This window comes from Paenibacillus sp. SRL342 (assembly GCF_984798905.1).
On sequence record NZ_OZ481790.1, the window covers coordinates 2493279 to 2514570 of the forward strand.

Sequence of the window (21292 nt, forward strand, 5' to 3'; positions counted from 1 at the left end):
AAAGAACGAACCGTCGCCGGAACGACCGTACGAGAGTCGAGGTAGCTGTTTAGTTTGATTTAATTTCGTAGGAGGAACGTATGGCAGAGTTTATGAATGTAGGTAAAATCGTTAATACGCATGGAATTCGCGGTGAGGTGAGAATCATGCCTTTAACCGATTTCCCGGAAGTGCGTTTCGCGAAAAATGCAGAGTTGTTTTTCTTTACACCAGATAATCATCCAGTCATGGTTAACGTGGAGTCTTCACGTTTGCATAAAAATATGTATATTCTTCGTCTGAAAGAGTACGGCAATATTAATGAAGTAGAAAAGTTTAAAGGCGGCATGGCCAAAGTGTTAAAAGAGAACCTGGCTGAGCTGGACGAAGGTGAATACTACTTCCATCAAATCGTTGGGTGTTCGGTCATCACCGAAGAGGGTGAAACGCTTGGAACCATCTCTGAAATTTTGACTCCGGGTGCCAATGATGTATGGGTTGTCAAAACGCCAGCAGGTAAAGAAGTGCTGATTCCCGTTATTGATGATGTAGTGCTTGATGTGGACATCGAACAGAAGCAAGTGAAGATTCACCTGATGGAAGGGCTGCTGTAACATGAAAGTGGATGTATTAACGCTATTCCCGGAGATGTTTGACGGTGTATTTGGAGCAAGCATTTTGGGTAAAGCCCAAACGAAGGGGCTGGTGTCCCTCGGTGCAACCAACTTCCGTAATTATGCGACCAATAAACATAATACAGTAGATGATGCCCCTTATGGTGGAGGTGGAGGCATGGTGCTAAAACCAGATCCGATCTTTGCTGCTGTAGAAGATGTTCTGGAGCAACGCGGAGAAGCTGCGGCATCGATGAAACCTCCACGTATCATTCTAATGTGTCCGCAAGGTGAGACGTTTACACAGAAGAAAGCAGAAGAACTTGTGCAGGAAGATCATCTGATTTTTATATGTGGACATTATGAAGGTTACGATGAGCGCATCCGCGAATTTCTCGTGACGGATGAACTATCCATTGGTGATTACGTACTCACGGGTGGGGAGTTACCTGCTATGGTTGCGATCGACAGCATCGTACGTCTTATACCCGGTGTGCTTGGCAATGAGACAAGTGCCGTGACGGATTCCTTCAGCACTGGACTTTTGGAATACCCACATTACACACGTCCACCCGAGTTTAGAGGCATGAAAGTACCGGACATGCTGTTGTCAGGACATCACCTGAACATTGAGGCGTGGCGCAGAGAGCAATCTTTGCTTCGTACGCTGGAGCGCAGACCGGAGATGTTGGAAACAGCGGATTTGACGGACAAAGAGCGAGTTTGGCTGAAAAAGATAAGCTCAAACCGTGAAAATGGCACAGAGTAAGTATAATCGTTAAACACGTAAATATTAAATATCCAGAGTTGCAAAAGGCCAACCTTGATACCCACAGGTGGTATTATCCCCTTTAAGTAGACACTTGAAAAAGCCTTCATGTTATCATGAGGGTTCAAGTGACACTTGGAGGGGATATTTTTATGGCAAAAAAAGGACAAACATTTCAGACGTATACCGAAGAATTTAAATTGAATGCGGTTAGATCCTATGTCGAAGGGTCTTCAAGTTATAAAGTGGTAGCTGAACGCGAAGGAATTCGAAACTGTTCACAACTGAAGGTGTGGGTGAAAAAGTGGAAAAACGGGGAAGCGTTCGATGAGCGAAAAAACAATGTTCCGAATCCAATGAAAGGACGTCCCCGTACTGCCTTTAGCAGTGTAGAAGAAGAACGTGACTACCTTCAAGCACAGGTGGATTATTTAAAAAAGCGGTATCCAAATCTAGTAAAGGAGAAGCGCTGAGCCAACGGGAGAACTACGATATCATAGACGAATTGCGCTGCTCGCATAGCATTACACGCCTATTATCGATTACAGGAATACCCCGTTCCAGTTATTACAAATGGCGAGCAACACAGCCGCAGCGAGACGCAAGACAAGACCGTGATCGTGAGATCAAAGAACACATGATGGCTATTCATTTTGCAAACCGAGAGTTTGGTTATCCTCGCATGACAACGGCGCTCTGGGAGGCTGGTCTGAACGTTAATCACAAGAAAGTATGGCGAATCATGCGGGAACTATCGATCCAATCGGTCATTCGTAAGAAGCGGAAGAAGTCCAGCTATACGCCATCTGTGATTTATCCGAATCGCCTGAAGCGCAAATTTCATGCCACAGCCCCCCAGCAAAAAATGGTGACGGATATTACTTATATTTCGGATGGAAACACATTCGTTTATCTGTCTGTCATTCAAGACTTGTTCAACAACGAAATTGTAGCTTGGCAATTATCTAAACGGAACGATGTTCAGCTCGTATTGGATACGGTGGAACAATGGACACAAAAAAGAGACGTTTCGGAAGCCGTGCTCCATTCGGATCAAGGCTTCCAATACACGTCTCAGGCGTACAACACACGATTAGAAGCATTCGGCGTGAAGGGCAGCCACTCTCGCAAAGCAACCTGCCTGGATAACGCATGCATCGAATCCTTCTTTTCGCATCTCAAGACAGAGAAGCTGTACCTTAACCAGTGTAATTCAGAAGCAGAGATTCGACAAGCCGTGGAAGATTATATGTACCATTACAACTACCGACGTTTTCAAGCCAAACTCAAACAGCGCGCACCGATTGAATATCGATGCGCACTGGCAGCATAGCTTTTTTCCATCTGTCTACTTGACAGGGGTAAGACCACAGGTTGGCTTTTTTTGTGTACATTGAAAAGAATACTGGATTTTTATTGGTATATTCTATAAGATAAAAATATAATTAATGAAACTAGGTTTCATTAAGTGAAACGAAAGGCGGTGTATGAATGTACAATATTATTGGTCTTGATCATATTCAGCTCGCAGCACCAGAAGATTGTGAAGTGCAGGCGCGTCATTTTTTCAATAAAGTACTGGGCTGGACGGAGATTCCTAAACCTGAAATTCTGAGAAAACGTGGTGGTGTATGGTTCGAGTGTGGCAGACACCAAGTGCATATTGGAGTACAAAGAGACTTTATTCCCGCCACAAAAGCTCATCCGGCATTTCATGTACAACATTTGGATCAGTTGCGTGAACATCTCATTCATAACCAAATTCATATTGTCGATGACGAAGCAAGGGCAGATGAAGGTGTAAGACGTTTCTATATAAATGATCCTTTTGGCAATCGCCTTGAGTTTTTAGAGTGGGTTTAAAATCATTCGTTTACATCGTTTAATTACGTAGGCACTTTTTTGCAGCTTTGAACTTTTTTGCATGATTCTAAATGGGGTTGTAAAAGAAAGGGATTTTCTTTATGGTGAACTCAGCTGGAATTCAATAATAAAGATAGCTGAGGAGGAAGGTTATGAATCATCAGCCTTATGAAATCGCCAGAGTAGATATTAGCCAAGCCGGAGAACGCTGCAAAATGCTTTTGGGAGATCTGAATGGGGACGGTAGACTTGAAATGTTGCTGGTACAGGCAGATGGGGGTATAGACGATCGGTATGTTCCGCATCAGGTATGTTGTTTGACTGTGTTTGATCTGGAAGGAACATTACTATGGCAGGTCGGAACTCCCGATCCCGATGCAGGTGGTCCGGGTTCAGACTATCCCGCTCAGGTCGCAGATTGGGATGGAGATGGAAATAATGAAGTATTGTGTGTGATGGACAAACAATTTCTCGTATTGGATGGCCGGACCGGAGAGATCAAAGAAACACGTGATCTGCCAGGTGATGAAGCACATGACTGTATTATTCTCGCCAATCTGACGGGTAACCAGCAGAGAATGGACATTATACTGAAAGACCGCTATAAGACGTTATGGGCACTTGACCATGATTTTAATTTGTTATGGAAGCATGAAGGGAATCCAGGACATTTTCCATGGGTATATGATATCGATGGAGATGGGAAAGATGAAGTGATGGCCGGATATGACATGTTGGATCATGATGGGACGTTATTATGGTCTTGTCTTAATCTCGATGATCATGCTGACTGTATATGGTTTGGAGACGTTGACGGTGATGGGGAAGTTGAGGTTGTTATCGGTGGCAGTGTTACGGTCATGATGGACCGCTATGGTAATGAGAAGTGGCGTTATGAAGATTCGATTGAATCACAGCATATTGCGTTAGGTCATTTTTGTACTGGAATGGAAGGTTTACAGATTGCAGGTCTGGACCGGATTGTCCGTGGGGATGAGAATGGTAAGGATGGAATGTTCATGCTGGATAGCGCAGGGAGAGAAATTTGGAAAGAAAATCGCACGACTCGTGGTTGGTTAACCATTATAGAGCCTGTTTGTAAATGGGATGAAGGTGGACTCGATTATATTTTGGCTTATCGCCGAGGTGGAGATGTGTTGCCTTCTTTGGTGGATGGAAATATGAAAACGGTTACTGAATTCCCGAAAGAGGGATATGTAGTACATGCAGATCTGGTTCAGACCGGACAGGAACAGATCATCATCTATGACGCAAAGGAAGCAGTGATTTATTCCAGTTCTCCGATGACATTATCACTTACCGATGCAAAAAGAGCCAAGCCACAGCTCAAAAGGCTGTATAGCTCGACTCTGTATCCAGGCGGTGAAGTTAAACTCTAGGTTTCACTGGTCATTCTCCGATGCAGGTAATTCGTTCTGCGGACTGGATTCGGGTTGAAGCAAGGACGCCAGATCAGTACCTGTCGAGACCGTCAAGCGAGGCAGCTTCATGGGATGATCTCCTGGATGCACAAATCCAGACTTTACGGTAAATGCCATGCGATATCCATGTTGTTGTAACTTGTAGATCATCTGTGTGCTGGTATAACCAAATGGATAGGCCAGATAAGGTGTGTCGATTCCGGTTTGCTTCATATGCTGGATATCATCATCCAGAAGGCTGGTGTCCAGACCGACAGGCACACTGTTACCACAGCGCATAAATCCCTTGTGATGCAGGTTATAGGTGTGGCTGTTAAATTCAAATACGTCAGTTGCCGCCTGCATCTCTGGCTTGGAGATGAAACTGTTAATGGCGGGCTCAAATTCCGAAGGTTGATCTTGAATTTTACTGCCTATGACAAACAGCGAGGCGTGAAAATTATATTTCTGAAGCACAGGGTAAGCTAATGTATAATTGTTCTGGTATCCGTCATCAAAGGTAATGACAATGGACTTCTGTGGTAGGGAAATTCTCCCGTTAACATATTGTTCAAGCTGATTCAGTGTAATCGTTTGGTAGCCTTCATCATGCAGGTATTTCATATTTTGCTCAAAATCCTCCAGATTAATGATGGATTTATTATCTGTCTCGTGATTATTCAATTTGGGCTCTATGTAATGATACATCAGTACAGGGACTTCTGTAGCCGTACCTTGTTCAATCTTGAAGGTAGAACGATCCAGCGCAGATTGGTTAGAGAAGTCAGTGTGTGACAGCTCGAATGCTTTGCGTTTGACTATGTCCCAGGATGTGCAGGCTTTGTGTGACAGTGCATTCGTTGGATGAGTTACGGCATATGCATATAGTGTAATGGAGCATGTGAGCATGGCAAGTAGGGCCAGTGTGATCTTATTCCAATATTTCATGAGTCTTGGGATTCTCCTTTTAAAGTGGTCAATAAGTTATATCATAGACGATATTGCTACACGGGAAGTTACAGTATTTTTTCCTGCATCAGGTTGACTTGCAGATGAGAACGTTGATTCATGATCCATATGAGAGAATGTATTTTAGAATGAGGTCAACATGAGATGGAGATGAGTATCAGCGTTGCTGATTGAACAATAGGCATTCTGTCTAATTTCTCTTGTGTTTTGATATGCTGCGTGATACAATAAGTCTGTTATGTGGAATACGGCGGTCCTCTATGGATAATGAAGGAGACAAGGTGATCTCTGGAAGAAGTATGAACGCCTGTACGGAAGGAGGGAGTCATAGATGAATATCGTTCAAGCGATTACACAAGAACAACTTCGTAAGGATATTCCGAGTTTTCGTCCTGGTGACACTTTGAAAGTGCACGTTAAGGTAATCGAGGGAACTCGTGAGCGTATCCAATTGTTCGAAGGTGTTGTGATTAAACGCCGTGGTGGTGGAATCAGTGAGACTTTTACAGTTCGTAAAATTTCTTACGGTGTAGGTGTGGAAAGAGCTTTCCCGCTTCATTCCCCAAAAATCGATAGAATCGAAGTGGCTCGCCGTGGTAAAGTTCGTCGTGCGAAGCTTTATTATCTTCGTGAACTACGCGGTAAAGCAGCGAGAATTAAAGAAATTCGTTAATATAACGGATACCGGGAAGGGCTTGGAGACAAGCCCTTTTCGTTTTTGTCCGGGAAAAGTTGAACCGGAGGTACACTTCCGAGTAAAATGGTATGGCAACGCATGCGGGAATAGTCCGGGAGGCTTGTAAAATCAGTTATTGGAAAACATTTGAATTGTGGATTAAATGTACTGTAATGCTTGGTGAAAGATTACATAACTGATGTGAATGTTTTGTATCCATCCATTGAGTTATTGGAACGATACAGAATGCTGGATGTGTGTACTGCTATAAACATGTACTGTGAAGAGAGGAAGATCTTGAATGGAACAAGAAGTTCAACATGACCGGGGCAATCCTGCCGAAGAGAAAAACAGTCGATCCAAAAAAGCCAAAAATGAAATTGTTGAATGGCTTAAAGCCATTGTTATCGCATTAGTTCTCGTCATTCTCATTCGGTGGTTGCTCTTCAAACCGTTTGTTGTGGACGGTCCGTCCATGCAGCCGAATTTTGAAACGGGTGAACGTGTGATCGTCAACGAGATCTTATATGATATCAGAGAACCAAAGCGCGGTGAAGTTATCGTCTTCCACGTACCATCCGAAGGTCGGGATTTCATTAAACGTGTTATTGCTGTAGAAGGTGATACCGTTGAGGTTCAGGACGATACCGTGATGGTTAACGGTAAAAAGGTTGATGAAACGTATATTCAAGGAGCCATTGATGCAGCTGAAGCAAATGGTGGAACCTATAACGTGAAGGATTTCCCGAATGAGCAGTTCCCTGATGGCAAAGTGCCTGCAGGTCATGTGTTTGTCATGGGAGATAACCGTCCAAATAGTACAGACAGCCGTATGATCGGTTATGTTTCGTTAAAAGATATTATTGGTCGTGCAGATGTGATTTTCTGGCCGATCGGTGAGATCAAGTGGATCAACCACTGAAATTGAAGTAAATAATGAGGTGAAGACAAGGTGACGATACAATGGTTTCCAGGTCATATGACTCGAGCCAGACGCCAGATTCAGGATAAGTTAAAGCTCATCGACGTGGTCATCGAACTATTGGATGCCCGTCTGCCTGTCTCCAGCCGTAATCCGATGATTGACGAAATATTGCTGGATAAACCCCGGATGATTTTGTTGAACAAATCGGATTTGGCAGATGCCAAAGTGACGCAAGAATGGATTGAATATTTCAAAAAAGAAGGAATTACTGCTTTTCCTGTAGATGCTTCGACAGGCACTAATGTTAAAGACATTCCGGTACAGGCGAAGCTTCTTCTTAAAGAAAAAATTGACCGTCAAATTGCTAAAGGGATTAATCCTCGTGCGGTTCGCGGGTTGATCGTAGGGATTCCCAATGTAGGTAAATCAACACTGATTAACCGACTGGCTGGACGGAGTATTGCGTTAACAGGAGATCGTCCTGGTGTGACGAAGGGGCAACAGTGGATTAAGGTAGGCAAAGAAATGGAGTTATTGGATACTCCAGGTATTCTTTGGCCTAAGTTCGAAGATCAAAATGTAGGTTATCGTCTTGCCGTAACTGGTGCGATCAAAGAAGAAATTCTGAATGCAGAGGATATCGCCTTTTTTGGAATCAGTTATCTGATGCGTTATTACTGGGACGCTTTGGAAGAGAGATACGGACTTCAGGAGTTCTCCAGGGATGCAGATGATTCGGACAGTGTTATTGCGATTATGGAACAAGTCGGCCGTATCCGTGGTTGCATTGTAAGCGGTGGACGCATTGATCTGGAAAAGGCATCACGAGCATTTCTGCGTGAACTGCGGGCGGGTAAAATGGGACGTTTTTCTATGGAAGCTCCCTATTAAAAAAATGGACTCTACACGATGAAGATCATTATCTTTATCTGTTCATTTCATATATACAAGTGCCGAAAGAAGCGGCCGTTACCGGATTACCGGGAGCGGTCGTTTTTTTGTGTATACCAACGTGGGAGTAGAGCTGGAACATACGTCGAAAACGATAAAATGGAAGAGGATTGAAGAACAGTGCGCTTTATGGAATTGGCAGACCTATATATCAGGTGCGTCAGAATCGTGCTATGATGAATGGTGGTGCAAATTAGAATACACGAGGTCTGATATATTCAATTTAAACCATCAAATACCGATAAATGAAGACATCACTATCTTTATATTGAAAACCCTCAAGGAAAAGTTTTGCTGTGAGAGACAGGTTGTACAGAACAAAAGACAGAGGATATACGTCTATATTATAAAAAATTGTAAGTGATACACATGCTGAAAAAGCGTGGGTAGAGGAGATGAACGTTATGGTTGAAAATAAAGAAGAGATCGGGTTGAATCTACTGGAGAACCCAATTGGACCAAAGAAGAAAAAAGAAGCCAGTGAACCTCGAGATCTGTTGCTCTATGAGCGGGAGTATTGGGACAGTGGATTTGAACGTATTGCTGGTATTGATGAGGTAGGACGGGGATGTTTGTTTGGGGATGTTGTCGCAGCTGCAGTTATTTTACCGAAGGATCTCATCCTGGAAGGTGTGAATGATTCCAAGAAATTAACGGAGAAAAAACGTGATGCATTATATGACGTCATTATGGAAAAAGCGCTGGCGGTAGGTATCGGGTACGCGGATGCCGAGACAATTGATCGGCTTAACATCAAGCAGGCTGCGAGACTTGCGATGAAACGAGCTGTTGAAGCATTGGGAGAAACTCCTGATTATATGCTGGTGGATGCCGAGAAGGTGGATGTGAATGTACCTCAACTGTCCATTATTAAAGGTGACGCCAATAGTCAATCGATCGCAGCGGCATCTATTATTGCCAAGGTAACGCGAGATCGGCTGTGCAAGGAAGAATGGGATACGTTATATCCGGAATATGGTTTGTCGATACATAAAGGATATGCAACAAAAGTTCATCGGGAGCAAATTATGGCATTGGGGGCAACCCCGATGCATCGGCGCAGTTTTCTGGGCAACCTGCTTGGAGAGCAGCAATCGTTGTTTTAACACAGGTTTAAAGAAAGGAGGGGGAGAGATTTGAATATCGGTTCCATGATAAAGGGGTTAATGGGAGATAGTAAACCCGGCAATGCCAAACCGCTTGAATTAAAGGAAGGTCAGGTGGTTCGTGGCTCCGTCGTTAGTGTATCCGATGATGGGGGAGAAGCAGTTCTGCAGATTCAAGGTGTGCAGGTGCGCGCCAAGTTGGAGACTCCACTCCGTCCGGGTGAGACCACGTTACTTCAAGTGCAGCCTTCAGGTGAAAATGGCATAACGGTAATGAAACCTATGTCCGGAACACTTGCTGAGCTGCCACAAGCTTCGCTGAACAACCTGCTTAAGGATGTAGGACTACCGGATACAAAAGGGAACCGGGAACTGTTACTTGCCATGCAGCGTAGCGGAGTGCCGCTAACGAAAGATAATGTGGCAATGGTTCAAAATATGATGACTGCCAAACCTGCACAGGTCCCTGTGGAAGAATGGGTGCAGGCGACAGGAATTGCTTTTCAGCGTGGCCTTCCGGTTACGGCGGAAACAGTAAAAGGATTACACCAGACGGTGTTTGGCCCCCCTCTGCATCAGTTATTAAGCGGGTTGGCTGACCAGTTGGAAACGATGCTGACACAAACAACAGGTAAACAGGTACTGACTGGAGAACAATCTGCTACGTTGAAACCAGCAGTCATGGCTGGTGCACCTGTAGTACCGAATGCATCACAGACAGAAGAAGGACTGGCTACATCAGGCAATGGTCGTCAGATGACTGGAACCGGAACACCTACTTTGTCAACGCAACAAGGACAAGCGGCATTGGCAGGATCTATATCCATGACTGATAGTGGGGCAGAGGATGCAGGTACTGCGGTGAAAGGAAACATGCAGACTGGCGGAGGTACAGGAAATGCTGAAGCCGGGGCAAAGGCAGTTGCCAGCAACGTTGAAACGGCTGGCAAAGGAGGTGCCGGTATTCCGTCTGGAACCGGAATACCTGGCGAGAGCCCGCGCGGGGCTGACGCGGGGCAAGCTGTGAGCCGCCCGGGAACCCCAGGCGCGGCTACAGAATCTGTGGCTGGCCGTGCAAGTGCAGGCCAGCCTGAAGCAGGCGCGGCCGGGCGAACTGACGGCCGCGCTGAAACGCCTGCTGCTGCGGGGACTCCGTCCGCAGCAGGCCAGGCGGCGCCAGCAGCGCCTACGGCAGCGCAGCTGGCGCCCAAGCTGCTGACGCTGCTGGACGCCCTGCGCAGCGCGTCCACTGCCGCACCGGCACAGCCTGGTGCGGCAGCACAGGCCGCCCCTGCATCGCAGGGCGGCCAGGCGGCTGTGGCTGCCGGAGGCGTGCCGCAGCCGTTGCCAGCCGGCGCTGATGCGCCGCCGGCTGGCGGTACTGCCGCAGCACCTGCGGGAGCTGCGGCAGTGCACGCGCCTGTCACCCACGAGGGGGACCCGTGGGTGGGGCGCGTGCTGAAGCTGCTCGGTGCGGAGCACGAGCAGCAGGCCGTTCACGGCGCGGTAGCGCAGCCGCGCGTAGGGGATGTGGCGAGTCCGGCGAATGCGGACACGCTGAAGGGCTTGCTGCTGCAGCTTGCCAGCAGCGAAGGTGCACCAGCAGCGCTTAAGGATGCCGCCGGACAGGCCGTGCAGTATCTGACAGGTCAGCAGTTATTGCTAACGACAGATCGCAGTGCTACTTTTGCACAGATGCACTGGTTTATTCCGATCACTGGACCGGACGGGGAAGAAACGGCGTCTGTTCAGATTCAGTCTCGCAGAGGTCAACGTGGAGAGCTGGATGCGTCCAACTGCCGTCTATGGTTTGATCTGGACATGAAAAGTCTTGGGCCTACTCTGGTAGATGTGCATGTGGTTAATAACATTGTCAGTCTGCGTGTATTGAATGATCGCGAAGGAATGGGACCGCTCCTGGAGAGTGGACGAGAGGTAATCCATCAGGCATTGGACAAGCTGGGCTATCAACTGCTGACCTTCAAGGCGGAACCGTGGCCTGCCGGCCAGGAGCCGGGCGCGGAACGAAAAACGAGGGCCTCGGACTATAGTCCTGAACGATACAAAGGGGTGGACTTGAAGGTATGAAAGACGAGTCGTCACAACCGGACCTGCTCTCCAAAAAGGCGGTTGCCCTAAAATATGTCCCTGGAGAGAGCGAAGCGCCTGTTGTTGTAGCCAAGGGGCGCGGCAAAGTGGCAGAAGCCATTCTGGATAAAGCCAGAGAAAACGGCGTGGCTGTTCAGGAGGATGCAGCACTTGTGGAGGTACTCTCCAAGTTGGATCTGGATGAACAGATTCCGGCAGAACTGTATCAACTGGTCGCAGAGGTGCTAACGTACGTCTACCGTGCAGATCGCATGGCCTCAGGACGTGAGGAAAATGAGTCATGGTAGAACGTAGATTGGGTCAGGAGCCAGGATTAAAGCTCACACGACAGCAGAAAGGCCGATTAGGTGAAGAGGCTGCCTGTCAATGGTTGCGAGAGCACGATTATCGGATCATTAGACAGAACTGGCGTTGCCGTAGCGGTGAGATTGACATCATTGCTTCCAGCGAGGGCCTGATTATCTTTGTGGAAGTAAGAAGCAGAAGTGGAGCCGTTCAGTACGGTACACCTCAGGAATCGGTTGATATGCGTAAAATGCAGCAGGTGCGTTCAACCGCATCCGTGTATTTGCAAATGACGGGAGAGACGGAACTTCAGATCCGTTTTGATGTAATTGCCGTAATGCTTGATCAAGCAGGAGAGATTGTCTCTCTGAATCATATTGTTAATGCTTTTTAAGAATTACACTCGAAGTTATTGCTGTATCAATAGATACGATTTGTATCATTTTAGTGTGAGTCGGTCAGTGATTTCGAAGTACAAGTTTAATTATGTCTTATCTTTGCATTGTTTTAGTTTTGAAATTAGTTAATATACTAAAGCCGCAATTCCTATTTATACAGGAACTGCGGCTTTTTTTGATTTAACTATGAAATCACAAAACGGAGAAAATAGAGCATTGATAATAAAATCATTGTATTTCAGAATTTTTAGATACAAATCGTATCATTTGTAATAAAATAAGAACGTTGAAAAATTTAAAGAGAGGTTGGTGGGATGTATGAAAGAGCTTCAGAATACTTCGAACAACACAGTAAAACAAGTATGGGAGTGCCCTCGGATGGAAGTGCTGGATATCAGCGAGACCATGAACGGTGGACAGGGGATTTGGCAATATGTTTGGGACGGAGAATTCTGGAAGCTTGAACTTATGGTCAGTTAATTTAAGAGGTTAAAGAGGAATGTTTGATCAATAAAATAAATGGTGAGGTGTAGTGGAAGATGCAGACAAGTATCAAATGGATAATTCGACTAAGTACACTATCTTTATGTTTCATTTTGTTTGGAATCATGTATTCCGGAGTTTCTTATGCTGCTGAATCTGACAATGCGGTTAGTGTGTCAGGTAAAGTGATTGATCGTCAGGGATTGCCTGTCAAGGACGCCACAGTCAAGTATTGGCTTGATTATGGGAATAAGGAACACAGCGTGGAGACAGATGAGAGTGGGAATTATCGTATTATTGAATCCGTTGAGAACTATACTGTATTTACCTTTTCAGTTGAAGCAGAGGGGTATGTGCCGTATCGACATCACACTTACTATAGTTTAAGGGGTGGAGAGCAAAAACAGCTTGATTTTCATATTTATGAACCTTCCACGATTGTAGGAACAGTCAAAGATCAGGCGGGCAGACCTGTTCCAGATGCTCGTATAAAAGTAACAAGTGTCTTTGATCGTATAGTGAAAACTGATCAGCAAGGTCGATATGCGGTTACAGGAATTGATTACGCCTATAATCCGAACATTGCAATATGGGTAGATGCCGATGATTATATGCTATATGAACAGGATCGCTTGGGTGTCCGGGAGGGGGGAACCTTGAGAAAGGATGTTGTTTTGGCAGAGGCGGCACACGTGCGTGGAAAAGTAATAGATGAAGCGGGCAATCCGATAACTGGTGCTAAAGTTTATGCTGGCGGTTCGGCAACGACAGATGCTCAAGGCGATTATTTTATAAAGCGCGTACCAACAGGGGCCAGAACGATAACGGGAGAAGCAGCAGGATATCTAAAAACGAGCCTAAGCGTTACTCTTGTAAAAGGAGATCATAATACGTTTAATATCGTACTTAAGAAGGATGCAGATATTACACCTCCAGTAACCAAGTACAGATTAGTTCCTATTACAGATACTGTGAACGGGAAAATATACATCAAAGGATTTACATTCAGACTTCAGGCAACAGACGAAGTCAAAGGTTCGGGCGTAAAAACAACGCAATATCGAATCAATGGGGGAGAATGGAAGAACTATGAAGGACCCGTCAAGTTTTATGCCCCTGATGTCAAGGTGGTAGAGTACTATAGTACAGATGTTGCAGGTAACCAGGAGAAGTACAACAAAATGGATTTTGTTAATGGCACATTTGAAGGGAATGGCACGTTTGAAGGGGCGAGTTACGACGATTGATTACTTGTTGATAAGATATGTGAATGAATAACAACATGAGAATAAAAGACGGTTCTGACTTGATGATCCCTCGTGGTGAATCAAGATTCAGAGTCGTCTTTTCTGTTCGTAATGAACTTAACGGTAATGACCTCTGCCGCCCCTTTGAATCTCGTGATCAGATGGGTGTATAATCAAGAAGGTAAACTGGAATTTATTTTTTATGTCATAAAGAAATTATAATGAGTGTACTAGGCCGCGAATCACTATTGCGGTTGCAAATGATTTTATAATCAGGGAGGTACGGCCGATGAGTAAAGCTACGAAAACAACAAATGAAGTCAGAAATGCGATTCAAAACCGTCGTACGGTGAAAAAATTCAAAAAAGAAGCTGTTCCTACACAGCAGATTATAGAATTGCTGGATACGGCAGTCTGGGCTCCTAACCATAAACTGCGTGAACCTTGGAGATTTTTGTTGTTTACCGGAAATGGACGGAAGAAACTGGCCGAGGCTATTGATGCAGAAATGGGAGAAGACAACAAATTTTCACCCAATATTATGCAAGTTCCATCCGTTATGCTTGTCGTGCTGGAAGAAGATCCAAGACAGAATATCTGGGACGAAGACTTTGCTGCGGTCAGTGCATTGGTTCAGAACTTTATGCTTGCAGCCTGGAGTGAAGACATTGGAACGTTCTGGGTGACCAAGCCATTCTTGTACGCTCCCAAATTCCGCAAATCGCTTGGAATAGAGGCGGGAGAGAAGATTGTAGGTATGATTTATATGGGATACCCTGATGTTATTCCTTCTGCCAAAGAACGCACACCAGCTAAGGAGAAACTCACTCTTTTCGAATAATAAATTATTAAAAACCTTAGCTATTTACGATCCCTTATGTTTCAGGGAAATCCACGTACAAGTACCTTTCTTCACAGAAGAGAAGGGCTTGTACGTTTTTTGTCGTGTTGGCGTATCCGCATTGTAGAATTTGCATAAGGAATTCTTCTCGATCTTCCTCTGCTGTTTACAGTTTCATGCCATAACACTGCTTTGGGTAAATCGGCCTGTTCTTTCCTCCATATGCTTCTAAAATAGCTTCAAAATAAATTAAGATCCAATTGACGATACTGGATGGCTTCAGCCACATGAGCTGTCACAATTTCACCTTCATGGTCCAGATCGGCAATTGTCTGTGCCATCTTGATAATCCGATCATGTGCACGCATGCTCAGGTTTAACGTTTGCAGCGTTTGCTCTAACAGTTGTTCTGCCTCTTGGGGGAGATGAATCGTTCGTCGCAAAAGCGTGCCTGAAAGCTGGCTATTCCAACGAACCGAACTTTTGGCATAACGTTTAGCCTGAATTTGATGAGCGTGGATCACATTTGCCTGCATTTCTTCAGAGGAAGGGGAAGCAGCAGACTTGCGCCACTCGCCTGGTGGAGGAACCTCAACCTGAAGATCAATACGGTCCAGCAGTGGTCCTGAAATTTTGGCTCGGTACGCGGCAACACGGGCTGGACTACATATGCATCGTTGTTCCTCCGAATGAGCGGACAAATATCCGCAGGGACAGGGATTCATGGAACATGCAAGCATGAACTGGGCCGGAAAGGTGAATGCAGCGCGAGCCCGACTAATTGTCACTGTGCGATCCTCTAACGGCTGCCTTAATACCTCCAGCACTTGGCGCTGAAATTCAGGTAATTCATCCAGAAACAATATTCCCCGGTGGGCAAGGCTCACTTCACCTGGTTTTGGGATACCACCGCCTCCAATCAGACCAGAGGTGGATATCGTGTGGTGAGGGGAGCGAAAAGGTCTGTCTGCAATCAGGCCTTGAGGCGCTTCTTTTAATTTGCCTGCAGCACTTAATACTTTGGTTACTTCCAACGCTTCATCTTCTGACAAAGGAGGAAGGATGGAGGGCAGACGTTTGATTAACATCGTTTTGCCCGTGCCTGGCGGTCCAACGAGCAGTATGTTATGCATGCCTGCTGCAGCAATCATAAGCGCGCGTTTTACATGGTGCTGCCCCAGAACATCGCTATAGTCGTCTGCAAATAATGGTGTTTGTCTCGGCTTCCTATCCGCCATCTTATGAGTCTTATCCGTTATAGGCGCAGCGAGGTGTGCATAATTTTTCAACACGACTGGTCCTGCATTCGAATTATTGGGTATTCCAACCGAACTTGCAGATTGATCTAAATTTTCCGGAGCAATATCCTGTAAATGTCGAATGCCAAACACCTGGATACCTCGAATCAGTGACGCTTCCTCTACGTTATCCAAAGGCAGGAGCACAGAAGTAAAGCCTTGTCGTTTGGCCAGGTCCACCATGGATAAAATGCCGGGCACGGACCTGATCGAACCGTCCAACGCCAGTTCGCCAACCACTAGTGTCCGTTCCTGGGGAGGCAGTACAAGCTGACCGCTTGTCATAAGTAAACCAATAGCAATGGCCAGATCAAAGGAAGATCCTTCCTTGCGCAGATCAGCGGGGGCCAGATTGATTGTGATCCGCTGTAAAGGGTACTGATATCCGCAATTTTTAATCGCTGCACGGACACGCTCAACGGCCTCACGAATAGCTGAATCCGGTAAACCGATGATGGATGTCTGTGGCAGACCATTGGATAAATCGGTTTCCACCTCGATCAGTACACCATCGATTCCGTACAAACACGCACTGTGTAATTTTCCATACATAACAAAGAAACACCTCACTCGATTCTTGACTCCGCATAATACGGGCCAGTCTACGAATTAAGGTGCTTCCTCAGCTTCTATTAAGCATTTTATATAAAAGGAATCATGGAGTCAACCTGTCATTCTCATTGCTGTAGTCATCTTTCCTGATCCCTGAATTTTATTTTTGGAAGGAAATCATTAAATAGCTTTGGCGAAAATGGTTACGTATTAAACTTTCATTATGATTATCAAATTTGGCCCGAGAAAACGCGAATGTATTCCATGGACCTTATGTAATATTTTTATCGAATTATGAGATGTACTTACGGCTCATCTATTCGTTTTTTATATTTCACACAATCTAATTTATCATAATTAAATTGAATAGTAAAATCATTTGTGCTCAATTATTCTGTTTTTTTTCTAATTTGTGATAAGATAGATTTATAGTTCCTTTTTTATAAGGAATAGAATGCACAATAGGCAGGTGAGAAAGATATATGCAGACTGACAGTTTGAAGCTGGATAACCAATTATGCTTTGCCATATATGCTTGTTCACGGGAGATTACGAAGATGTACCAGCCTTATCTCGAGGTGCTCGGCGTAACGTATTCACAGTATCTGGTTCTGATGGTATTGTGGGAACGTGAAGAATGTACGGTTAAGGAGATCGGGGAGGCACTCTATCTCGATTCGGGAACGTTGACACCACTTCTCAAACGGTTACAGTCAGCAGGACTTATTAATCGCGAACGCTCTGCTCAGGATGAACGAAAAGTATTAATTACATTAACCGACTCCGGCCGTGAGCTGCGGAACAAGGCATTATCCATACCTGAATCCATTCAGGGTGATGCGTGTTTGAACAGTACAGAGTTTGAAGCTTTGCTGGGTCAGTTCAAAGGGTTGCTGGAGAAAGTTCACCAAACCAACACGAACGCAGCCAAAAAATAAAATGTAGTTTTAGATCAAGGAAACCTTAGCTTTTAGCTGAGGTTTTTTCCATATATACCCAAGCATTCACAATATGGGATCATACTCATATCAAAATACTGTCTATTAACCATTAATTTTTTAAGGAAAGCGTTTTAAAAACGTGTTACAATGAATTGGGTTTAAGTGAAAATAGTCAACATTTGTCTTTTGTTAGTCTACCAACCCGCCTTGTTGCAGTCATGTTGATAGGAGGATTCGAGAATGAATATCCATGAATATCAAGGAAAAGAAGTACTGAAACAGTATGGAGTTACCGTTCCAAACGGAAAGGTTGCTTATACAGTCGATGAAGCGGTTGCGGCCGCAGAGGCACTGGGCAGTCCGGTGACTGTTGTTAAAGCGCAAATACACGCAGGTGGCCGGGGTAAAGCCGGCGGCGTAAAAGTGGCGAAGAGTACGGATGAAGTTCGTGCCTATGCTTCCGAAATTCTGGGCAAAGTATTGGTAACACACCAGACTGGACCAGAAGGCAAAGAAGTGAAACGTCTTCTGATTGAAGAAGGATGCGATATCCGCAAAGAGTATTATGTGGGTGTTGTTGTGGACCGTGCCACAGGCCGTGTAGTTATGATGGCTTCCGAAGAAGGCGGTACTGAGATTGAAGAAGTAGCTGAAGCTACACCTGAGAAAATTTTCAAAGAAATTATTGACCCTGCTATTGGATTGCAAGTGTTCCAGGCCCGTAAACTGGCTTACAGCATTAAGATTCCGAATGAACTGGTGAACAAAGCTGTTAAGTTCATGCTCGCGCTGTACACTGCATTTGTCGAAAAAGATTGCTCTATTGCCGAGATCAATCCTCTCGTTGTTACCGGAGATGGAAACGTTATCGCGCTAGATGCAAAATTGAACTTTGACTCCAACGCCCTGTTCCGTCACAAAGACATTTTGGAACTGCGTGATCTGGATGAAGAGGATGAAAAAGAAATCGAAGCTTCCAAATACGACCTCAGCTACATAGCACTTGATGGCAACATCGGCTGTATGGTCAATGGTGCGGGACTTGCGATGGCAACGATGGACATTATCAAATACTACGGTGGAGACCCGGCCAACTTCCTTGACGTTGGGGGCGGTGCGACAACGGAGAAGGTGACTGAAGCATTTAAGATCATCTTGTCCGATGCCAAAGTAGCTGGGATCTTTGTTAACATCTTCGGTGGCATCATGCGCTGTGATGTTATCGCCAATGGTGTTGTTGAAGCCGCGAAGCAGCTTGGCCTGACCAAACCGCTGGTTGTTCGTCTTGAAGGAACTAACGTGGAGCTTGGCAAACGTATTCTGGGTGAATCTGGCCTGAATATTGTTCCTGCTGATTCCATGGCCGATGGTGCACAGAAAATTGTTGCCCTCGTAAAATAAGTTCATTCCTTAGTACCGGAGCTGTCCGGGAATTGAAAAATAACCGTAAGGATGTGAAGCAACGTGAGTATTTTGATCGATAAAAATACAAAAGTCATTACGCAAGGCATTACGGGTTCAACGGGAATGTTCCACACGAAGGGCGCATTGGACTACGGAACCCAGATGGTAGGCGGAGTTACACCGGGTAAAGGCGGAACTAATGTGGATATCACGTTGGAAGACGGTACAGTAGCTAGTCTGCCGGTGTTCAACACTGTGGAGGAAGCGAAGGAAGCTACAGGCGCAACAGCGAGCGTCATTTACGTTCCTCCTGCATTTGCAGCAGATTCCATTATGGAAGCTGTTGATGCTGAGCTGGACCTCGTAATCTGTATTACAGAAGGTATTCCGGTTCTTGACATGATCAAGGTTGACCGCTTCATGGAAGGCAAAAATACCGTCCTGATCGGACCAAACTGTCCAGGTGTCATTACACCAGGAGAATGTAAAATTGGTATCATGCCTGGTTATATCCATATGGCGGGGCACGTAGGCGTTGTTTCCCGTAGTGGAACACTTACCTATGAAGCCGTTCATCAACTGACGACACGTGGCATTGGACAATCCTCTGCTGTAGGAATCGGGGGAGACCCTGTAAAAGGCTCCGAGTTCATTGATATCCTCAAACGGTTCAATGAAGATCCACAGACTCATGCGGTCATCATGATTGGTGAGATTGGTGGTACAGCTGAAGAGGATGCTGCAGATTGGGTACGTGAAAACATGACCAAACCGGTTGTTGGCTTTATCGGTGGCGTAACAGCGCCTCCAGGCAAACGGATGGGCCATGCTGGCGCTATTATCTCTGGTGGTAAAGGTACAGCCAAAGAGAAAATTGCGAAGCTGGAATCATGTGGAATCAAAGTAGCACCAACTCCTGCTGAGATGGGTTCGACTTTGGTGAGTGTACTTGAGGAACGCGGTATTTTGAATTTGTGCACGACACATTAATTCTTTTTCGTTATAATAGAAGAAACGGCTCGGAAATGATCTATTTCTGGTAGACCGACTATTATGGTTACGGAAAAGGTAAGCAACCTTTTGTCCTTAAACAGGGCGAAGGGTTGCTTTTTTGCGTTTTTTTTACGGCAAAAAGGGGAGGAATTGTCTCCCACCTGCGTAAACGCTTGCATTCCGTGGTCACTTAACACACAATATGAGGGAAGATCTCTTCCCGCTTTGGGAGGTTTATGGTATGGAAGAACGATGGATCTTGTTTGGGTTACATGAGATGGAGGGTATTGGCAAGAAAACGATCTCGAAACTGATTCTGGGACAACATGAATTACCCGATCTATTGAATTATGGGGAAAGCGACTGGGTCGCAGCAGGCTTGCGCAAAGATCAGGCTGCACGTTTGGCTAGCCAATTTACTATCGATTGGATTGAGAGTAAAAGAGAACACGTTTACAATCTGGGGATAGAGGTTATTACTTATCTGGATCAGAATTATCCCATATTAATGAAGGAAACCGTTCAGCCTCCCTGGGTAATGTATGCTCGAGGGGATGTTAGTTTGCTACACAATTCGTCTATTGCCATGGTGGGAACTCGTATGCCAACCGTGTATGGGCGCAAAGTTGGAGAGAAGCTGGCAGAACAATTATGCAATGCAGGACTGACGATTGTAAGCGGGCTTGCCCGCGGTATTGATAGCGTATGTCATGAGGCAGTACTACGTGCTAAAGGAAAAACGATTGCCGTATTCGGAACAGGGATTGATCATATATACCCACCCGAAAATAGAAGCCTCGCAGAGCGAATCGCGGAGACAGGTCTGCTTTTGTCGGAATATCCACCAGGTACAATAGCACGCCAGGGATTATTTCCGGAACGGAATCGAATCATTGCCGGTCTGACACTGGGAACATTGGTTGTTGAGGCTGACATTCGCAGCGGCTCACTCATTACAGCAGATGCTGCGCTTGAAGCAGGCAGGGATGTATTTGCAGTCCCTGGACCTATCACATCACCGAAAAGTCGGGGAGCACACAATCTTATCCGTCAAGGGGCCAAATTGGTCACTTGTGCAGCAGATGTATTGGAAGAGTATCGATTGGGCTTGCCAAATGCAGAACAACTTCCTTACAATAGAGGACGTTCGACCGAAACAACCGAGCCTTCCGGGCGAGGGATATTCGCTGAGGTTAAGCTCACTCCAGATGAACAATGTGTGATTTATCTGTTGGAACAGGGAGAACAATCATTGGATCAACTAGTTGAGCTGCTTGGTTGGGATTTTGGACATTTGCATTCAGTTCTGTTATCTTTAATCATAAAAAAGCAGATTAGCCAATTACCAGGCACTAAATACGCGAGGGTATGACGAAGCTACAACCTACGCAGTGTGTGGAAATATATAATTAGCAGAAGTTATTAACTATGCATAAGCTTACAGAAACAGTTTCATGACAGTTTCATG

At 45.4% G+C, this 21292-nt stretch carries 22 protein-coding genes; 20 read left to right on the forward strand and 2 right to left on the reverse strand.

Annotated elements, in window-relative coordinates:
• Positions 1–80: 80 nt before the first annotated feature.
• The 6 genes from rimM (at position 81) to AC4E8D_RS11475 (ending at position 4625) form a co-directional block, all read left to right on the forward strand.
• Entirely contained in the window at positions 81–593 is a 513-nt protein-coding gene (gene rimM / locus AC4E8D_RS11450; protein ID WP_091031941.1) for a ribosome maturation factor RimM, read from the forward strand.
• A 1-nt stretch (position 594) separates the two neighbouring features.
• Positions 595–1362, forward strand: a complete 768-nt coding sequence (trmD, locus tag AC4E8D_RS11455) for a tRNA (guanosine(37)-N1)-methyltransferase TrmD (protein ID WP_339184024.1) — start codon at positions 595–597, stop codon at positions 1360–1362.
• A 152-nt stretch (positions 1363–1514) separates the two neighbouring features.
• Positions 1515–1835: a transposase gene (locus tag AC4E8D_RS11460; protein WP_373865008.1), complete on the forward strand. Its 321-nt coding sequence runs from the start codon at positions 1515–1517 to the stop codon at positions 1833–1835.
• A gap of 23 nt (positions 1836–1858) precedes the next feature.
• Complete coding sequence (locus AC4E8D_RS11465; protein WP_405132377.1) at positions 1859–2695, forward strand: IS3 family transposase; 837 nt, start codon at positions 1859–1861, stop codon at positions 2693–2695.
• 158 nt (positions 2696–2853) lie between these two features.
• Complete coding sequence (locus tag AC4E8D_RS11470; protein ID WP_221824196.1) at positions 2854–3225, forward strand: VOC family protein; 372 nt, start codon at positions 2854–2856, stop codon at positions 3223–3225.
• A 152-nt stretch (positions 3226–3377) separates the two neighbouring features.
• Positions 3378–4625, forward strand: coding sequence for a hypothetical protein (locus tag AC4E8D_RS11475; RefSeq protein ID WP_221824195.1), 1248 nt, complete (start codon positions 3378–3380; stop codon positions 4623–4625).
• Positions 4626–4628: 3 nt separating this feature from the next.
• Here the strand turns inward: AC4E8D_RS11475 and AC4E8D_RS11480 are convergent, their stop codons facing one another.
• Entirely contained in the window at positions 4629–5594 is a 966-nt protein-coding gene (locus AC4E8D_RS11480) for a polysaccharide deacetylase family protein (RefSeq protein ID WP_221824194.1), read from the reverse strand.
• A 352-nt stretch (positions 5595–5946) separates the two neighbouring features.
• Between AC4E8D_RS11480 and rplS the strand changes: the two genes are divergently transcribed.
• The 10 genes from rplS (at position 5947) to AC4E8D_RS11530 (ending at position 14636) form a co-directional block, all read left to right on the forward strand.
• A complete protein-coding gene (gene rplS, locus AC4E8D_RS11485) occupies positions 5947–6288 on the forward strand; it encodes a 50S ribosomal protein L19 (RefSeq protein WP_024630190.1) in 342 nt (113 codons plus the stop codon).
• 304 nt (positions 6289–6592) lie between these two features.
• On the forward strand, positions 6593–7213 hold the full coding sequence (gene lepB, locus AC4E8D_RS11490) for a signal peptidase I (RefSeq protein WP_017689211.1): 621 nt from the start codon (positions 6593–6595) through the stop codon (positions 7211–7213).
• A 30-nt stretch (positions 7214–7243) separates the two neighbouring features.
• On the forward strand, positions 7244–8107 hold the full coding sequence (gene ylqF, locus AC4E8D_RS11495; RefSeq protein WP_221824193.1) for a ribosome biogenesis GTPase YlqF: 864 nt from the start codon (positions 7244–7246) through the stop codon (positions 8105–8107).
• A 464-nt stretch (positions 8108–8571) separates the two neighbouring features.
• The gene (gene rnhB / locus AC4E8D_RS11500; RefSeq protein ID WP_260632959.1) at positions 8572–9273 is read left to right on the forward strand and encodes a ribonuclease HII; all 702 of its coding nucleotides are present in this window, start codon (positions 8572–8574) and stop codon (positions 9271–9273) included.
• A gap of 30 nt (positions 9274–9303) precedes the next feature.
• A complete protein-coding gene (locus tag AC4E8D_RS11505; protein WP_339307885.1) occupies positions 9304–11361 on the forward strand; it encodes a DNA ligase in 2058 nt (685 codons plus the stop codon).
• The gene (locus tag AC4E8D_RS11510) at positions 11358–11669 is read left to right on the forward strand and encodes an EscU/YscU/HrcU family type III secretion system export apparatus switch protein (protein WP_036609395.1); all 312 of its coding nucleotides are present in this window, start codon (positions 11358–11360) and stop codon (positions 11667–11669) included. Before AC4E8D_RS11505 ends, AC4E8D_RS11510 begins: the two co-directional genes overlap by 4 nt.
• Positions 11663–12061 carry a YraN family protein gene (locus tag AC4E8D_RS11515; RefSeq protein WP_339184029.1) on the forward strand — a complete coding sequence of 133 codons (399 nt, stop codon included), beginning with the start codon at positions 11663–11665 and terminating at the stop codon, positions 12059–12061. Before AC4E8D_RS11510 ends, AC4E8D_RS11515 begins: the two co-directional genes overlap by 7 nt.
• A gap of 322 nt (positions 12062–12383) precedes the next feature.
• Entirely contained in the window at positions 12384–12545 is a 162-nt protein-coding gene (locus AC4E8D_RS11520) for a paeninodin family lasso peptide (RefSeq protein ID WP_139331839.1), read from the forward strand.
• A 116-nt stretch (positions 12546–12661) separates the two neighbouring features.
• Positions 12662–13795: a carboxypeptidase-like regulatory domain-containing protein gene (locus tag AC4E8D_RS11525; protein ID WP_490206246.1), complete on the forward strand. Its 1134-nt coding sequence runs from the start codon at positions 12662–12664 to the stop codon at positions 13793–13795.
• 289 nt (positions 13796–14084) lie between these two features.
• A complete protein-coding gene (locus tag AC4E8D_RS11530) occupies positions 14085–14636 on the forward strand; it encodes a nitroreductase family protein (protein ID WP_221824188.1) in 552 nt (183 codons plus the stop codon).
• 239 nt (positions 14637–14875) lie between these two features.
• Here AC4E8D_RS11530 and AC4E8D_RS11535 read toward each other — a convergent pair whose 3' ends face one another.
• Complete coding sequence (locus AC4E8D_RS11535; RefSeq protein WP_339184034.1) at positions 14876–16486, reverse strand: YifB family Mg chelatase-like AAA ATPase; 1611 nt, start codon at positions 16484–16486, stop codon at positions 14876–14878.
• A 482-nt stretch (positions 16487–16968) separates the two neighbouring features.
• On the opposite strand from AC4E8D_RS11535, the gene AC4E8D_RS11540 reads away from it, so the two are divergent.
• The 4 genes from AC4E8D_RS11540 (at position 16969) to dprA (ending at position 21196) form a co-directional block, all read left to right on the forward strand.
• Entirely contained in the window at positions 16969–17424 is a 456-nt protein-coding gene (locus tag AC4E8D_RS11540) for a MarR family winged helix-turn-helix transcriptional regulator (protein WP_076208912.1), read from the forward strand.
• 243 nt (positions 17425–17667) lie between these two features.
• Positions 17668–18828 (forward strand): ADP-forming succinate--CoA ligase subunit beta, encoded by a 1161-nt coding sequence (gene sucC, locus AC4E8D_RS11545; RefSeq protein ID WP_036609384.1) that lies wholly within the window; start codon positions 17668–17670, stop codon positions 18826–18828.
• A 63-nt stretch (positions 18829–18891) separates the two neighbouring features.
• Positions 18892–19821, forward strand: a complete 930-nt coding sequence (sucD, locus tag AC4E8D_RS11550; RefSeq protein WP_221824186.1) for a succinate--CoA ligase subunit alpha — start codon at positions 18892–18894, stop codon at positions 19819–19821.
• A gap of 244 nt (positions 19822–20065) precedes the next feature.
• On the forward strand, positions 20066–21196 hold the full coding sequence (gene dprA, locus AC4E8D_RS11555; RefSeq protein ID WP_490206247.1) for a DNA-processing protein DprA: 1131 nt from the start codon (positions 20066–20068) through the stop codon (positions 21194–21196).
• Positions 21197–21292 lie beyond the last annotated feature (96 nt).

Excerpts from the sequence above, each read along its gene's own strand:
- rplS (WP_024630190.1), top strand. The coding sequence starts at position 5,947 with ATGAATATCGTTCAAGCGATTACACAAGAACAACTTCGTAAGGATATT.
- AC4E8D_RS11470 (WP_221824196.1), top strand. The coding sequence starts at position 2,854 with ATGTACAATATTATTGGTCTTGATCATATTCAGCTCGCAGCACCAGAA.
- AC4E8D_RS11480 (WP_221824194.1), bottom strand. The coding sequence starts at position 5,594 with ATGAAATATTGGAATAAGATCACACTGGCCCTACTTGCCATGCTCACA.
- AC4E8D_RS11475 (WP_221824195.1), top strand. The coding sequence starts at position 3,378 with ATGAATCATCAGCCTTATGAAATCGCCAGAGTAGATATTAGCCAAGCC.
- AC4E8D_RS11530 (WP_221824188.1), top strand. The coding sequence starts at position 14,085 with ATGAGTAAAGCTACGAAAACAACAAATGAAGTCAGAAATGCGATTCAA.
- lepB (WP_017689211.1), top strand. The coding sequence starts at position 6,593 with ATGGAACAAGAAGTTCAACATGACCGGGGCAATCCTGCCGAAGAGAAA.
- rnhB (WP_260632959.1), top strand. The coding sequence starts at position 8,572 with ATGGTTGAAAATAAAGAAGAGATCGGGTTGAATCTACTGGAGAACCCA.
- AC4E8D_RS11540 (WP_076208912.1), top strand. The coding sequence starts at position 16,969 with ATGCAGACTGACAGTTTGAAGCTGGATAACCAATTATGCTTTGCCATA.
- AC4E8D_RS11520 (WP_139331839.1), top strand. The coding sequence starts at position 12,384 with ATGAAAGAGCTTCAGAATACTTCGAACAACACAGTAAAACAAGTATGG.
- trmD (WP_339184024.1), top strand. The coding sequence starts at position 595 with ATGAAAGTGGATGTATTAACGCTATTCCCGGAGATGTTTGACGGTGTA.
- sucC (WP_036609384.1), top strand. The coding sequence starts at position 17,668 with ATGAATATCCATGAATATCAAGGAAAAGAAGTACTGAAACAGTATGGA.
- AC4E8D_RS11535 (WP_339184034.1), bottom strand. The coding sequence starts at position 16,486 with ATGTATGGAAAATTACACAGTGCGTGTTTGTACGGAATCGATGGTGTA.
- AC4E8D_RS11460 (WP_373865008.1), top strand. The coding sequence starts at position 1,515 with ATGGCAAAAAAAGGACAAACATTTCAGACGTATACCGAAGAATTTAAA.
- AC4E8D_RS11510 (WP_036609395.1), top strand. The coding sequence starts at position 11,358 with ATGAAAGACGAGTCGTCACAACCGGACCTGCTCTCCAAAAAGGCGGTT.
- rimM (WP_091031941.1), top strand. The coding sequence starts at position 81 with ATGGCAGAGTTTATGAATGTAGGTAAAATCGTTAATACGCATGGAATT.
- AC4E8D_RS11515 (WP_339184029.1), top strand. The coding sequence starts at position 11,663 with ATGGTAGAACGTAGATTGGGTCAGGAGCCAGGATTAAAGCTCACACGA.
- dprA (WP_490206247.1), top strand. The coding sequence starts at position 20,066 with ATGGAAGAACGATGGATCTTGTTTGGGTTACATGAGATGGAGGGTATT.